Below are 16,091 nucleotides of genomic sequence, written 5' to 3'. Positions count from 1 at the left end.
GGAGTTGGCGGAGGATAGGGGATTTGAACCCCTGAGGGATTGCTCCCGCACGCGTTCCAGGCGTGTGACATAGGCCGCTAGTCGAATCCTCCAACACACAAAATGTGTACTCGAAAGACAGTACACATAGGGGTGCCTCAACTGCAAATCACAAGCTATACGCAGCTTATCGACGTCATGCCAAGGCACACTTTGGGCTTTATAAGAAAATGCGCTATTGTGTGTGGCAGGACTTCGCATGGCGTTTATCCCGTGAACTCCCCCAGGGCAGGAATGCAGCAAGGGTCAGCGGGCTCTGGCGGGTGTGCGGGGTCCCTTTTCTTATGGGGTGGTACGGGGTGTTTATGGGGGTAGTCGTGCGTTTTTGGTGTGTTTTTCGGCTGGACATTTTTATGGGGGGGGGGGGCTACTCTTTAGGTGTTTTATGTTTTCTTAAGGTTTTTCTAAGGAGTGTTCATGGGGAAGAAACACTGGTTGCTGCGCCGTATTGGTGTAGTGATGATGACTACTGGATTACTATCCAGTGGCATGTGGGGAGGTGCTAGTTCTGGTGTTGGTGTGCCTGTGGTGTGGGCTGCTGATGAAACAACAGCACCAGCGGCGGATACCGCTAGTGGAAAGCAGCTGCCTGATTCTGTTATTAAAAACATGACAGTAACAACTGATCCTGATAACAAGGATAAGGTTGTGTTGACTGTGGATTTTGCGTTCCCTGATGACGCAAAAACGGGGGATTACATTGATGTTGATCTGGCGACGGAAGTGGAAGGAAGTTCTCCTAAATCAGCTGGTTTCCAGCCTCTCCATGACGCCCTTATTCTCAAAGATCCCGTGAGTGGAAAAATAATTGCTACTGCTGTTTCTGCAAGCAGTGGTTATCGTGTGACGTTGCAGCCAGAGTCTGAGGGGTTGATTAATCGTACTGCGCAACTCACGCGTACAGCTTATATCCCTACAGGTGAATGCGAGCGCGACGCAAAATCATTGCGCTATACTGCTACGACTGTCGACTCGCAGGGTAACAATCATGAGTGGGATTTGTACACCACAGTTGAACGTGATGGTGGAAAATGTAATACCAACACGAACCCTATTCCTCGTGGCACGATTGTAGGTATGCCCATCCCAGTTATGGCATGTAGTACAAGGCATATGTTACCTGCTTATGTTCCTGTTACTGATAGCAGTGCTAAACAGGGTGCTGGCGTGTATGGTTCGGCGACAGGTGATGTATATGTGACTCCGCCGATTGGTGATGTTGGTGGTGAGAACGAAACCTTCCAAGACATCTATGTGCGTGTACGTGTAGATGAAGCACAAACACCCATGAAAATGGTGAGTTTGCATGATGACACGGAAGTCAACCTGAATAGCTCCTCAGCTTCTACAAGACGCCCTGGTTTCGCTAGTAAGAATGGTGGGTGGAAGCCTGGTGACCTAGACACGAAGTACCCTTCTGGTACTCCTGTTCCGCCACAAGCATATGTGTACCCACCTGACTTTGATCTCGAGGGTGTGAAAGCAAAAGCACAACCAGGAACCAACGGACTAAGTGAGTCCTTTGACTGGAACAGTAAAACAATCACCCAAGAAGACGCTGACGCTTTAGATAAATTGTTTGCGGAAGCGTTTAAGACGTGGCAAGAAGCTCATAAGCCTGAAATCATTGGATCCAATGACGATCCTGCAAATGGCACAGTATATGTGGACTATAAGATTCCTGGGTTGGGGCAACCTGTAATTATGAAAAACGCCTGGGGAGAAGACGTTGCATCATTGCAGGTTAGTGGTACCACTACTCGGGTTGATGAGAGCGGCAATGCTAGCGCTAATGTGGTAGCTGATGTACTTAGCAAATCCTCTTTGTATAGCATAGGTCTTTTTGGTTCTCGTGTGTTTGCTCCGTATTCTGGTGCTGCGGAGTACAACACTATCCTGACCTATTCCACTGACCCAGAAAGCTATAAGTCTAGTCAGGGGCATATCGAAAATAGTGCACACTATGGTTCCTGTGGTGACGGCGGAGCTATACCGCTTGTAGCTCTTGAAGGTGTTGCTCATGGTGATCCACTCCAAGCAAAACCTGTTCCTCGTGTGAGTGTGGACAAGATGATCAATGGTGAGGGTGCGAATGAGGCTCCTGGTATTGCTGTTGCTGAGGATGAAAAATTATCGTTTAGGTTTATGATCCGTAACTCGGGCAATACGGTGCTGAAGAACCTCAGACTTGCTGATGATAAGATCCCGGCAGACAAAATCACCTGTGGCAGCAGTAGTCTTGATACTGTTGTGTTGCAACCTGCTGAAGAGGTGACATGTCGTGCTTCTCTTGATGGTCTGAAACCTGGTGAGCAGCATACAAACCTTGCAACGGTAACAGCAACGCCTGTGGATAAGGATGGTAATCCTGTTGATGGTGGGGACGTAACGACACAGGATCCTGCGAATGCGCATGGTGCAGCTCCTGGTGTTGAACTTGTGAAGAAGATTAACGCTGTGGATGCTAATACCACAGAGGATGCTGTTGTGGTTGATGCGGACTCAGACATGAACATTATGTTTGAGGTGACTAATACTGGTGATATGCCGTTGAAGGATATTGTGGTCAGTGATGATGTGATTACTGATCCAAGTAAGATTACGTGTCCTGGTCGACCAGAAACCTTGGATCCTGGTGCGAAACTCACCTGTTATGCAACCCTGCCTGCACCTCAGGCTGGTGAGATGCATACGAATACGGGTACGGTGACTGCTACACCTGTTGATAAGGATGGTAATCCTGTGGGTGATACACCGTTAACGGATTCTGACCCAGCGAATGCTCGGGTACCTGAGGCAACACCAACGACATCGTCGTCTGCACCGTCAACTACTTCTAGTTCTGCGGCACCGTCGACTACTTCTTCTTCTTCTTCTTCTTCGGTTGAGCCTACATCTAGTTCTTCTGCTCCTACGTCGTCGTCTGTGGAGCCTGCACCGTCTTCGTCGTCTGTGGTTCCTGTTCCTGAGCCTAAAGTTGTGGTTCCTGGTATTGGGGTGGTGAAGAAGATTAATGGTGATGATGCTGATACGGCACCTGGTGTTGTGATTGCTTCTGATGCCGATACGATGACTGTGTCGTTCGAGGTCACCAACACCGGTGAGGCACCATTGAAAGACGTGACAGTAACAGATGATCAGATCACTGATGCTCAGGCTATTGTGTGTGCTGATAAACCAGCAGTGTTACAGCCGAAGGAGTCGTTTACGTGTACGGCGACAGTACCGGCACCTGGGGCTGGCCAAACGCATAAAGACACTGCGACGGTAAAAGGCGTGCCTGTGTATGAGGAGGGTACGACTGGTCCTGCGGGTGAGGTGACTGGGTCGAATCCAGCGCATGCACACAAACCGAAACCACGTGTTCCTGGTGTGAAAGTGGTGAAGAAGATTAATGGTGATGATGCGAATCGTGAGCCTGGTGTTGCTGTGAAACCTGGTGAGTCGTTGAACATTTCGTTTGAGGTGTCGAACACGGGTGAAACACCACTCAAAGACGTGACAGTGTCTGACGATCAGATTAAGAATGCTCAGGATATTGTGTGCGAGAATAAACCAGAGGTTCTTGCACCGGGTGAGTCGTTTACGTGTACTGCCACGTTGCCGGCACCAAGCTCTGGTGTCACACATAAGGATACTGCGACAGTAACTGGTACTCCGGTTGATGAGGAGGGTCATCCTGTGGGTGATACTCCTGTTAGGGATGATGATTCGGCGTTTGCGTGGTTGGATGAGCCAGCGAAAGTAGCCAAAATCCCATCGATTAAAGTGATGAAGAAAATTAACGACGATGATGCGAATGTGGCACCGGGTGTGAAAGTAGCCCCAGGTAGCGATATGAAGGTGTCGTTTGAGGTCACCAATGATGGTTCCGCAACACTAGAGAACATTAATCTCACGGATAATGTGATTCCAGCAGACCAAATCACCTGTGCGAACAAGCCAGAGTCACTGAAGCCTGGCCAGTCGTTTACGTGTTCTGCGACACTCAAGGCACCAGCTACGGGTGATCATGTGAATATCGCAACGGTTGAGGGCACTCCTGTGTATGGTGAGGGTGAGTCTGGTCCCACAAGCCCTGTGTTGGATGTTGATCCTGCGCGTGCGTGGGTGGATGAACCAGTAAAAGTAGCCAAGGTTCCTTCTGTGAAAGTCATCAAGAGTATTAATGGTGATGATGCGAATGCGTATCCTGGTGTGGGTGTAGCCCCAGGTTCGGATATGAGCATCTCGTTTGAGGTGACCAATGATGGTGATGTTGCGTTAGACAACATTAATCTCACGGATAATGTGATCCCAGCAGACCAAATCACCTGTGCGAACAAGCCTGACACACTCAACCCTGGTGAGTCGTTTACCTGCCAAGCTACGTTGAAGGCTCCTGTGTCTGGTAAGCATGTGAATATCGCCAGTGTAGAGGGTACCCCAGTGTATGGTGATGGTGAGTCTGGTCCCACGAGCCCTGTGTCGGATGTTGATCCTGCGCGTGCGTGGGTGGATGAACCACAGAAAGAAGTGAAGAAGCCTTCTATTACTGTGGTGAAGAAGATTAATGACGAGGATGCGAACACGAAGCCTGGTGTGAAGGTTCAACCAGGTGAGGATATGGATATCGTGTTTGAGGTGACCAATACTGGTACCGCAACACTAGGCAATGTCACTGTGTCGGATAATGTGATTCCAGCAGACCAGATCACCTGTGATAACAAGCCTGAGACTCTTGCTCCTGGCCAGTCGTTCACCTGCCAAGCTACGTTGAAGGCTCCTGTGTCTGGTGATCATGTGAATATCGCAACGGTTGAAGGCACCCCTGTGTACGGTGATGGTGAGACTGGTTCTGATTCTCCTGTGCGTGATTCTGATGAGGCGAATGCGTGGGTGGATGAACCACAGAAAGAAGTGAAGAAGCCTTCCATTCACGTCATGAAGAAGATTAATGGTGATGATGCTAATAGTAAGCCTGGTGTGAGGGTTCAACCGGGTAGTGATATGGATATCGTGTTTGAGGTGACCAATACTGGTACCGCAACACTAGAAAATGTCACTGTGTCGGATAATGTGATTCCAGCAGACCACATCACCTGTGAGAACAAGCCTGAAACCCTCAAGCCTGGCCAGTCGTTCACCTGCCATGCGACACTCAAGGCTCCATCGTCTGGTGATCACGTGAATATCGCAACGGTTGAAGGCACTCCAGTGTACGGTGAGGGTGAGACTGGTTCTGATCAGCCGGTTAAGGATGTTGATGAGGCGAATGCGTGGGTGGATGTTCCTGATGCAACTGTGATGAATCCTTCTATTACAGTGGTGAAGAAGATTAACGACGATGATGCGAACACGAAGCCTGGTGTGAAGGTGTCACCTGGTGAGGATATGAACATCGTGTTTGAGGTGACCAATGATGGTGATGTGGCGTTAGAAAACATTGACCTTACGGATAATGTGGTTGATGCGAAAGGTATTATGTGTGAGGATAAGCCTGACACGTTGAATCCTGGTGACAGTTTCACCTGTACCGCGACACTGGCAGCACCATTGTCTGGTGATCATGTGAATATCGCAACGGTAGAGGCAACCCCAGTCTACGCGGAGGGTGAGTCTGGTCCTGAGGGTCCAGTAAAGGATTCTGATGTTGCTCGTGCGTGGGTGGATGAGCCTGAGAAGGTGGTGAAGGTTCCTTCTATTACTGTGGTGAAGAAGATTAATGGTGATGATGCCAATAGTAAGCCTGGTGTGAAGGTTCAACCAGGTGAGGATATGAACATCGTGTTTGAGGTGACTAATACTGGTTCGGCAGTACTGGAAAGTATTGACCTTTCGGATAATGTGATTCCATCGGATCAGATCACGTGTGAGGATAAACCGGAGTCACTCGCCCCTGGTGAGTCTTTCACGTGTCATGCGATATTGAAGGCTCCTGTGTCTGGTGATCATGTGAATATCGCAACCGCCCAGGCAACTCCAATCTATGGTGATGGTGAGACTGGTTCTGAGGGTCCGGTGTTGGATGTTGATGTGGCTCGTGCTGTGGTGGTGGAGCCTGACCAACCAGAACAACCAGAATCAGATAAACCTGAGTCAGACAAGCCTGCTAAGCCTGTTGAGTCTGAGGCTGACAAGCCTGCTAAGCCTTCCAAGTCTGAGTCCAGTAAGCCTGCTGGGTCGTGTGGTGAGTCTGTGGGTGCTAAGCCTGCGTGTGGCACACCAAGCAAGCCTGAGTCCAGCAAACCTGCTGAGCCTGTCCAGTCTGGTGGTGTGATTGCTGGTGAGGTGGTGAAGCATTGCCAGAAACCAACCAACCCAACCAACCCTGGTGATAGTCCTGCCCAGTCTGGCACCAATCCTGCTGAGTCTGGTGAGCCTGTGAAGGCTGAGCCTGCTGCGGATAAGACTGCTAAGACGGTGAAGGCTGGTGTTAAGACTAATACTGGTGGCAAGACTCAGAAGTCTGGTGTGCGGGTGACTACGGGTGGTCATCTAGCTGCTTAAAGCCTGCTCTTAGACGGGATGGTGTGTCCTGCACGCGCATAGCACGTATAGTGTGGGCGCAGATGTGGGGTGGTGTAACAAGCACCACCCCACTTTTCGCATTCAACACAACGTCGAAAAGCTGCGAGCGGTATCGGATTAAGTGCGTAAAGTTAATCTAAAAAGTTCTGCTCGAGGGGCTGTTTTTTCTGTCAAACTTAGCTACTCTTGAAGGTATAAATTAATTATTTTCCTGGTCGTACGAGACAATCCCTGGAGCATCAAAATGACACAACGCCATGATACGGAAGAGGCTGCTCTCGCAATGCAGCAGGCTGATTTAGAGGAGTTGCGTAGCAGTATTGAGTATGAATATGAGCAGCTCAAAGCTCGTAACCTTAAGCTCGACCTCACCCGCGGTAAGCCTTCTGCTGAGCAGCTTAGTTTTTCTAATTCGTTGTTGGCTTTGCCTGGGGAAAACTTCCTCGCTGCCGACGGCACGGATTGCCGTAATTATGGTGGTCTTAAAGGTATTCAGGATATTCGTGCTATATGGGCTGAGGTGCTTGGGATAAGCGTCGATAAGCTCATTGCTGGTGATGGTTCTAGTCTGAACATCATGTTCGACCTCATCAGCTGGGCGTATGCTTTTGGTACTCAGGATTCTGAGCGCCCTTGGAAGGATGAGGAAAAGGTCAAGTGGTTGTGTCCTGTGCCAGGTTATGACCGCCATTTTGCTATCACCGAGCATTTTGGTTTTGAGATGATTCCAGTGGAGTTAACCGAGGACGGCGTTGATGTTGATGCTGTGCGCGAGTTGGTGAAAGACCCTCAGGTTAAGGGGATGTGGGCGGTTCCGGTGTTCAGCAACCCCACGGGTGTTACATATTCTGAGCAGGTGTGTCGCGAGCTAGCTGCGCTAGAAACAGCTGCCCCAGATTTCAGGATTGTGTGGGACAATGCCTATGCAGTGCATACGCTAAACGACGAGTTCCCTCAGGTGCATAATGTGATTGATTTTGCACAGCAAGCAGGTAATCCGCACCGATTCTGGTTCATGAGCTCTACCTCAAAGATTACCCACGCTGGTTCGGGTGTGTCGTTCTTTGCGTCTTCACTGGAAAATATCGCTTGGTATGAGAGTCATGCTGCTATTCGTGGAATTGGTCCCAATAAAATCAACCAGCTTGCTCATGCTCAGTTCTTTGGCAGTGCTGATGGTGTGCGCGAAGTTATGCGCAAGCACGCTGCTTCTTTAGCGCCAAAGTTTGAGTGCGTGCTTGAGATTCTTCACGATCGTTTAGCTGAGTATGATGTTGCCGAGTGGACCCAACCCAAAGGTGGTTATTTCATTTCCCTCAACGTGATTGAGGGGACTGCTGCCCGGGTGGTCGAGTTAGCGAAAGAAGCAGGTATTGCGCTTACTGGGGCAGGTTCTGCTTATCCATTGCATCATGATCCGCTTGATTGCAATATCCGCCTTGCGCCTTCTTTGCCGCCAATTGAGGAGTTGGAGATTGCTATGGATGGTGTGGCTACCTGTGTCTTGCTCGCTGCGGTAGAGGCTGGGCATTTTGACCTTTAAGCAGGTGAGCGTCGGCAAGCGTGATGCGTCGATAAGTGTGATGGGAACGAGATGGACATAGCAGAAGTCGCTCAGTGGTATCGCAACATCATTCCCGCTGAAATACAGCTCAATGCTCCTGTGGGTAATCCGCAGGGGTTCCATATAGCCACTGCGCAATTGGCGGAGGAGACACTGGCTGCGACGCTTAATTTCAACGCAGTAGACACTGGTCTAGTTGCCGGTGACAAAAGTGTACGCAGTGAGCTTTTTGCACTTGCCCGTGCCGAAATGCCCACTGTTGCCAGTGTTGTGCTTGCTGCTGCGGATACTTTTGCCCAGAATATCGGCACTCTGACTGCTCAACCAGGCACAATGCTTACCGACCTTGCCCAGCGGGCATCTTTGCCAGAAACAATTAGTGTGCGGCATGGACTGTGTATCTCCCCATTTGTGTGGCAAGGGCAAGTGCCTCAATACACAGAAAAGCATCAGCTCACAGCTCTGCTGCAAGTGGTTATGCTCACCCAAGAAGAATATGAATACGCCACTGCTTATGGTGTGGTGGAGTTGCAAAAAGAAATGGGGAAAGCACAGATTGATCTCAATAATTGGTCGCGCTAAACCCCCAAATTCCTCTCTCATTGGCAATGGGGGCACCCGCGTCGAGAGCATTAGGTAATCTATGAATCGTGGCTCTTTATCGTAAATACCGACCGGGATCTTTTGCAGAACTCATTGGTCAAGAACAGGTAACTGCCCCATTATCCACCGCTTTAGATAATGGGCGCATCAATCACGCCTATTTATTTTCCGGTCCGCGTGGCTGCGGTAAAACCTCATCGGCACGTATCCTGGCGCGTAGTCTTAACTGTGCGCAAGGTCCCACCTCTACCCCTTGCGGTGTGTGTGAGTCGTGTATTGCGCTTGCCCCCAATGGTCCTGGCACTCTTGACGTCACAGAGCTAGACGCGGCAAGCCACAATGGTGTCGATGATATGCGTGAATTGCGTGATCGGGCAGCCTATGCGCCAGCGGACTCGCGCTATCGCATTTTCATTATCGACGAAGCCCACATGATTACCAATGCCGGAGCAAATGCACTGCTCAAGGTGGTGGAAGAACCGCCTGCGCATCTTATTTTTATCTTTGCGACTACAGAGCCAGAAAAAGTGATTCCCACTATTCGCTCTCGTGTTCATCACTATCCTTTCCGGTTGCTCACCCCACAAGCAATGCGTGAGGTTATTTCTCATGCTGTAGCGGGGGAGGGGATACCGGTAGAAGAATCTGTGTATCCGCTCGTCATTCGCGCAGGTGGTGGTTCTCCTCGTGATACGTTATCCGTGCTAGACCAGCTCCTAGCCGGCACAGAGAAAGACGGTTTGAGCTATTCTCGTGCCCGTATGCTGCTTGGTGCTACCGATGAAACACTGATCGACGCTGCCGTGAATGCCCTCAGCGGCTTAGACGCAGCACAACTATATGGCACAGTGGATAAAGTCATTGAAGCCGGGTTGGATCCACGCAGATTCGCTGGTGACTTACTCGACCACTTGCGGGATCTCATGCTGCTCCAGGCAGTGCCTCAAGCAGTAGATATGGGATTAGTTGATGTGCCACCAGAACGTGTTGCGGTGTTAGTGGAGCAAATAGCGCATTTTGGTCATGCGGATTTGCCACGCTTAGCTACCACGCTTAACGACGGACTCTCAAGCCTTAAAGGCAGTACTTCGCCTCGATTACTGCTTGAGATTCTCTGTGTCAAAATGCTTCTTCCTGGTGGCGTATCCTCTGTGCAACACGATCATGGTGTTCCAGCGCGGCCTGTGGCGGCAGCTGCTCCTGCTCGTACTGAAGCTGGATCTGCTGATTCTGGTGCTGCGGCTAGCGTGGCGACTAACGCTGCGGATACGGCAGCTGCCCCTCTGAAATATGAGCGCAAATCTGTGCGTCTTGCTCGAGAAAAAGCCGAGCGAGAAGCGCAAGCAGCAGCTGCACAGCTTGCTAATCCTCCTGCACAGCAAGAATCAGCAGCACCTGCTGATGTGGTGGATGAGCGTGCTCATAGTCGCGGTGAGAAAGAACAGTCAGAGCCGAAGCAACCGGAGCAGCAAGCACAACAAGCGCAGCAAGAGCAGCCCAAAGGGCAGGAACAGCACAAACAACAGCACGAATTTAATTTTGCACAATTAAAAGAAAAGTGGGAGCAGATACGTGCTCAGGTGCACAAAGAAAATACTGCCACAGGTATTTTGCTGCTAGGAGCACGCCCGAATCACTTTGACAGTGCAGAAAACACCATTGTGTTCATGCATAGCACCGGTGCACTTGCCCATAGACTCAACAATGATCCGCATAATGGCATTATCAAAAATGTGCTCAACCAAGAGTTTGGCCATGAATTAAATGCGCACTATGTAGTGGGTAATGCGGCTATACCTCAAGAACCTACAGTGTGGAACCCAGAGAAAACAGAGGACACCGCAGAGTCTGAATCGGAACCTGATCCTGAGCCAGAGACGGCCGCGACAGCAAAGGTAGCAGAAACGGCAGACGCAGCAGACGCAGCAAAGGTAGCAGAAACGGCGGCGCAAGAACCACAAGAACCAGTAGCAGAAGAAACCGATGGTTGGGGAGAGCCCGCTCGCATAGGGCAGGCAATAACCGATGATGAGCCTCAAAAACCTGTAGCTCCCCCGGTTGCGCCAGCCCAGGTCTCCGCTCCTACTCCTGCGACCCCCGCACCAGAGCCACCGCGTAGGCGTCGTCGGTGGGAGAGGGCTGAGCAATTAGCCCAGGAACAGCAGAAAAATTCGTTTAGCGACGGTGCTCCTCTGCCTGAAGCACCAGAACCTGAATGGGCAGACCCTGAGCCACAGGCGCAAAAAGCGTCGGGGGCGGAACCTCAGCATATAGTGGACTCGTCTATTGCAGAGGAAGAAGAAATGATGATGTCGCAGGCGCGCGAGCCTGGGAACTTTGATCACCGCGACGCCATGACCGTGGCAGTGGAACTTCTTGAGCAAGAACTCGGTGCGCGTCGCCTCTAACAGGTACACTCGCCAGTAGTCTTAAAAGAGCAAAAGAAAGGTACAACTATGACTCAGCCAGATATGTCTCAACTGCTTGCCCAAGCACAGCAAATGCAAGCAAAATTGCAAGAAGCCCAGCAGGAAATCCTCAACTCCACAGTCACAGGTACCGCAGGGAATGGGCTTGTGAGCATTGATCTTGTGGGTGATGGAAAAGTCAGCAGCGTGACTATCGACCCGCAGGTTATTGACCCAGAAGATCCAGAAACACTACAAGACCTCGTCGTGGGTGCTTTTGCTGATGCGCACAGCAAACTCAGCAGCCTGGCAGAACAAAAAATGGGACCACTCTCCCAAGGGCTCGACGGCATGGGATCAATGTTCTAAGCCCCTTAACCCACACGCTGAGAAACCAGAAACCAAGAAAAGAGGAAAAGCCAAGTGTATGAAGGTCCCCTGCAAGATCTCATAGACGAATTTTCGCGTTTGCCAGGCATTGGACCTAAAAGTGCACAACGCATTGCTTTTCACCTTCTCAACCAAGAAGCAGCAGATATTGATCGCCTGCGTGATGCCCTCGCCGCAGTACGCGACGGTGTGAGCTTCTGTCGAATCTGCTGCAATGTTTCTCGCGAAGACGTATGCCGCATCTGTGCCGACTCAGGGCGCGACGGCACCATAATCTGCGTGGTAGAAGAACCAAAAGACATCCAAGTCATTGAAAGAACCGGTGAATACCACGGCAGATACCATGTGCTCGGTGGCTCCCTCGACCCGCTAGCCAATATCGGTCCACAGCAGCTCAATATCACACAACTCCTACAAAGAATCGGTGGCACCTTGCCAGACCGAGAACTGGCAGACTCGACCGAAGCCACCCCGCTATACGACGATCCCCCAACCGTCAGCGAGGTTATTCTTGCCACTGACCCCAACACCGAAGGCGAAGCAACCGCAAGCTACCTGGTGCGCCTTATCAAAGAGTTTCCTGGTCTAGTGGTTTCTCGTCTAGCATCTGGTATGCCCCTGGGAGGCGACCTGGAATTTGTGGATGAACTTACTCTTTCGCGTGCCCTTAGCGGTAGATTACGACTCTAGTTTGGGGGTATTTTTACACCATCACCTTTGAGTGGAAACGCCATTTAACTGCGTGTTTTTGTTGTGCGGGGGTAAAAATAAGGCAAGGGTGTGTTCTGTGTGTTGTTTGAGTTCTCTATTGCTGCTTATACTCACCTCAATTCGTGTGTACTTATCACCGAAGGTTGATAATTCGGGTACTGAAAGAGAGGCTGGCGCTAGTGAACACTCGTGACCGTGAACGTCATGTCTCTGATCGCCCACCTGTTGTCTAACATTTCTTAGCAAAATCTTGATACCCAGGCACTCCTTGCCGGTATCACCATCAGTTTTATTCACATTTCACTTCAACTATGCCAGCAGTTCATGCTGCCGTGGCACAGTGCCAGTGAATGTACATTAGTTCATGAAAGAAATAATGATGACTACTCCTGCAAATACCCCTATTGCTAATGCAGCAGATCTTGACAATGTTGTCGAAAAAGCAGTTGTCCGTGCTCAAGAATGGTTAGCGGTAACCAATAACGCTGCCTCTAAAAAAGAAGCACAGTCCACCGAACAGCTTGCGGCTTTGGTACGCGACGCCGACGGCATCCAATTCACCATGGGATTCGTCGACCGCGTAGCACGCCCTGAAGACAATAAAGTTGCTGCAAAAGAACTGAGTCGGCTCGCTAGTCCCTTCGCCGAAGGCTCAACTCTCCCTGACTTCATCGGCGCAATCGACAAAGGATTAGTAACCGCTGGTTCTCTCGTAGCACCACTGGCACCAAAACTGGTTATGCCACTGGCTCGCAAGCGTATGCGCCAAATGGTTGGGCACCTCGTGCTCGACGCAGAAGGCAAAGCCCTCAACGCAATGCTTGCCAAAGCAAAAGCTGATGGATTCCAGCTCAACCTCAACCTTCTCGGTGAGGCAGTGCTCGGCGAAAAAGAAGCAAAGTCACGCCTTGAGCGCACTCGTCAACTATTGGCAAACCCATTGGTTACCTACGCGTCGATCAAAGCATCAAGCGTGTGCGCCCAATTGAATCCTTGGGATATTGAAGGCAATACCGAACGCCTCAAAGACCGCTTGCGTCCACTGTACCGCGAAGCCAAAAAGCGCAGCCCACACGCCTTCATCAACATGGACATGGAGGAGTACAAGGATCTTCACCTGACCATCAAACTCTTTACCGAGTTGCTCTCGGAAGAAGAATTCCTTGACCTTGAAGCCGGTATCGTATTGCAGGCGTATCTGCCAGATACTTTCGACGCACTCGTGCAACTTGCTGAGTTTGCCAAGCAGCGTCGCGCGCAAGGCGGTGCAGGAATTAAAATTCGCCTGGTTAAGGGTGCAAACCTTTCAATGGAACGCGTTGATGCGGAAATCCACGATTGGGAGCAAGCACCATACCACACCAAAGAAGAAGTAGATGCGAACTATCTTCGACTCCTGGACTACATTCTGCAGCCAGAACACGCAGAAAATGTGCGCATTGGTGTTGCCTCGCACAACCTCTACACCGTGGCTATCGCCCATGAACTTGCCACAGCTCGTGGCGTCAATAAGCAGCTCGACATCGAGATGCTACAGGGGATGGCACCTGCGCAATCTCGTGCGGTGAAGGAAGTCGTCGGTGGGCTTATTCTCTACACCCCAGTGGTTCACGAAGAAGACTTCGACGTTGCTGTGTCCTACTTGGTGCGTCGTCTGGAAGAAAATGGCGAGAAACAAAACTTCCTCTATGCACTCTTCGCCCCAGAGGTAGAAGGTCCTGATCACCTCACTCCTCTCGAGGATCAAGAGCTACGCTTCCGCAATGCAGTACGCGACCGCTGGAGCACTTTTGCCGGACCTAACCGTACCCAGAACCGATTGACGGAGTCCGGTCGACAGTCTCATTCTCGTCCTGGCGGGTTCATCAACGAACCAGACACCGACCCATCATTGGGACAAAACCGCGAATGGGCATTGGATTGCTTAAGCAAAGATCCAGGTGAAGTGGTATCGCCAGTCATTACCGACCCTGCTGAAATCGACACCGCAGTAGCTACCGCAGTAGCTCAGGCGCAACAGTGGGCAGCGCTAAGTGTCAAAGAGCGCGCTCGTATCCTAGAGACAATCGGCGACGCACTTGCCGACGCACGCGGCGAGCTTATCAGCGTCATGACCCATGAATCAGGCAAGACCGTCGCGGAAGCTGACCCAGAGATTTCTGAGGCAATCGACTTCGCCGTGTACTACGCCGAGTCAGCTCGCGCGCTTGAACACAGCCGAAGCGTATTCACCCCATACAAGGTGGCAGTTATCACTCCACCGTGGAACTTCCCAGTGGCAATCCCACTCGGCGGTGTATTCGCCGCCCTTGCTGCTGGCTCCGCAGTCATCATCAAACCAGCGCCGCAGGTAGTGCGCTGTGCAGAGGTAGCCATCGCAGCCGTGCACCGCGCCTTGACAGCAGCGGGTGTGGACACCGATCTTGTACAGCTCATCAACGCTGATGAGGCAGAAGCAGGACGCAGGCTCGTATCCCATGAAGATGTCGATTCCGTGATCCTCACCGGCGCATCCGATACCGCAAAACTATTCCGCGGCTGGAAACCAAAGATGGTTATCAACGCAGAAACTTCCGGTAAGAACGCGATTGTGGTCACCCCGGCAGCCGACCCAGATTTGGCAGTGAACGACGTTTACCGCTCCGCATTCGGACACGCAGGTCAGAAATGTTCCGCTGCTTCCTTGGTTATCCTCGTCGGTAGCGTAGGAGAATCAGAGCGTTTCATGGGACAGCTGCTCGACGCAGTGAACACCCTCAAAGTCGGCTATGGTACCGACATCACCACCACCATGAATGGTGTCATCGAAGCTCCAGGTGAAAAACTACTGCGTGGTTTGACCACCCTTGAGCCAGGTGAGAAATGGCTCATCCAGCCCAAGAAACTCAACGAAGAAGGCACCCTATGGTCACCAGGCGTGCGTGACAACGTCGCACCAGGCTCTTGGTACCACACCAATGAGTGCTTCGGTCCAGTGCTGGGCATTATGCGCGCTAAGACTCTCGAAGAAGCCGTTAAGCTCCAAAATGCCACAGGATACGGACTCACCGGCGGCTTGCACTCCCTCGACGAAGAAGAAATCGCATATTGGCGTGAGCACGTTGAGGTGGGTAACGCTTATATCAACCGTGGTATCACTGGCGCAATCGTGCAACGCCAATCCTTCGGTGGCTGGAAGAACTCCGCCATTGGCCAAGGTGCGAAAGCAGGCGGACCAAACTACGTAGCCCAGCAGGGTACATGGCGCGACGGCGACTTGGACAATATCCCAGCTACTACCTTGGATCCAGAAATCGCACGCACCTTGCGTGAACTTACTCGCCAAGTCGAGCTTAGTGAAGAAGATCGCGCTTTCCTCGACGCAGCTGCGCGTCTCGACGCAATCGCATGGCGTGAAGAGTTCGGAGTAGAACATGACCGCACCGCGCTACGTAGCGAGTCCAATGTATTCCGCTACCGCCCATTGCTTGCGCCACTTAAAGTACGCGTTGGTGCAGGCGCTCGTGCAGTGGAGATTCTGCGCCTGAAATTGGCAGCGCAACTCAGCGGCACCGAAACTGTATTCTCAGCAGCTGCTGAGGTAGCTGAGCAGCTACCAGTGCCAGTAGAGGTCATTTCTGATGAAGAGTTCGCAGCTAGTGTTGCAGGCACCTCCTTCCAGCGCATTCGTGCCATTGGCGAGGTACCTGAGCAGCTCTACAGCAGTGCCGTGGAGTCTTCCTCTGTGATTCTCGATGCGCCAGTGCTTGCCGACGGCCGTCGTGAGTTGCTGTACTTCCTCCTAGAACAGGCAGTATCCACAACCCGCCACCGCTTCGGCGTTTTGCAAAAGTAACACAAAAGCTCCAGGGAAACCTGGAGCTTTT

The 16,091-nt window shown here is 51.4% G+C and carries 7 protein-coding genes, 1 tRNA gene and 1 other RNA gene; 8 read left to right on the top strand and 1 reads right to left on the bottom strand.

The annotated features are described in order from the left end of the window. Nucleotides 1-5: 5 nt before the first annotated feature. Nucleotides 6-92 (bottom strand) — tRNA-Ser (locus EML15_RS09890). A 133-nt stretch (nucleotides 93-225) separates the two neighbouring features. On the opposite strand from EML15_RS09890, the gene ffs reads away from it, so the two are divergent. The 8 genes from ffs (at nucleotide 226) to EML15_RS09850 (ending at nucleotide 16,060) form a co-directional block, all read left to right on the top strand. Then, nucleotides 226-322, top strand: an RNA gene (gene ffs / locus EML15_RS09885) — signal recognition particle sRNA small type. A 134-nt stretch (nucleotides 323-456) separates the two neighbouring features. Next, nucleotides 457-6,528: a hypothetical protein gene (locus EML15_RS09880; protein WP_144275073.1), complete on the top strand. Its 6,072-nt coding sequence runs from the start codon at nucleotides 457-459 to the stop codon at nucleotides 6,526-6,528. A 304-nt stretch (nucleotides 6,529-6,832) separates the two neighbouring features. Next, entirely contained in the window at nucleotides 6,833-8,092 is a 1,260-nt protein-coding gene (locus EML15_RS09875; protein ID WP_144275526.1) for an aminotransferase class I/II-fold pyridoxal phosphate-dependent enzyme, read from the top strand. Between the two features lie 51 nt (nucleotides 8,093-8,143). Further along, the gene (locus tag EML15_RS09870; protein WP_144275075.1) at nucleotides 8,144-8,695 is read left to right on the top strand and encodes a suppressor of fused domain protein; all 552 of its coding nucleotides are present in this window, start codon (nucleotides 8,144-8,146) and stop codon (nucleotides 8,693-8,695) included. 68 nt (nucleotides 8,696-8,763) lie between these two features. After that, the gene (locus EML15_RS09865; protein WP_144275077.1) at nucleotides 8,764-11,124 is read left to right on the top strand and encodes a DNA polymerase III subunit gamma and tau; all 2,361 of its coding nucleotides are present in this window, start codon (nucleotides 8,764-8,766) and stop codon (nucleotides 11,122-11,124) included. Between the two features lie 48 nt (nucleotides 11,125-11,172). Next, nucleotides 11,173-11,493: a YbaB/EbfC family nucleoid-associated protein gene (locus tag EML15_RS09860; RefSeq protein WP_144275079.1), complete on the top strand. Its 321-nt coding sequence runs from the start codon at nucleotides 11,173-11,175 to the stop codon at nucleotides 11,491-11,493. Between the two features lie 54 nt (nucleotides 11,494-11,547). Beyond that, nucleotides 11,548-12,204, top strand: coding sequence for a recombination mediator RecR (locus EML15_RS09855; protein ID WP_144275081.1), 657 nt, complete (start codon nucleotides 11,548-11,550; stop codon nucleotides 12,202-12,204). Nucleotides 12,205-12,604: 400 nt separating this feature from the next. Further along, complete coding sequence (locus EML15_RS09850) at nucleotides 12,605-16,060, top strand: bifunctional proline dehydrogenase/L-glutamate gamma-semialdehyde dehydrogenase (RefSeq protein WP_144275083.1); 3,456 nt, start codon at nucleotides 12,605-12,607, stop codon at nucleotides 16,058-16,060. Nucleotides 16,061-16,091 lie beyond the last annotated feature (31 nt).

It is taken from the genome of Corynebacterium sp. sy017, assembly GCF_017918135.1.
Lineage (GTDB): Bacteria > Actinomycetota > Actinomycetes > Mycobacteriales > Mycobacteriaceae > Corynebacterium.
The sequence above is the reverse complement of the archived record's forward strand: the minus strand, read 5'-3'. Positions and strand labels throughout refer to the sequence as shown.

What these genes read in the sequence shown, in the direction of transcription:
- EML15_RS09880 (WP_144275073.1), top strand. Translation starts at nt 457, where the DNA reads ATGGGGAAGAAACACTGGTTGCTGCGCCGTATTGGTGTAGTGATGATG.
- EML15_RS09875 (WP_144275526.1), top strand. Translation starts at nt 6,833, where the DNA reads ATGCAGCAGGCTGATTTAGAGGAGTTGCGTAGCAGTATTGAGTATGAA.
- EML15_RS09870 (WP_144275075.1), top strand. Translation starts at nt 8,144, where the DNA reads ATGGACATAGCAGAAGTCGCTCAGTGGTATCGCAACATCATTCCCGCT.
- EML15_RS09860 (WP_144275079.1), top strand. Translation starts at nt 11,173, where the DNA reads ATGACTCAGCCAGATATGTCTCAACTGCTTGCCCAAGCACAGCAAATG.
- EML15_RS09850 (WP_144275083.1), top strand. Translation starts at nt 12,605, where the DNA reads ATGACTACTCCTGCAAATACCCCTATTGCTAATGCAGCAGATCTTGAC.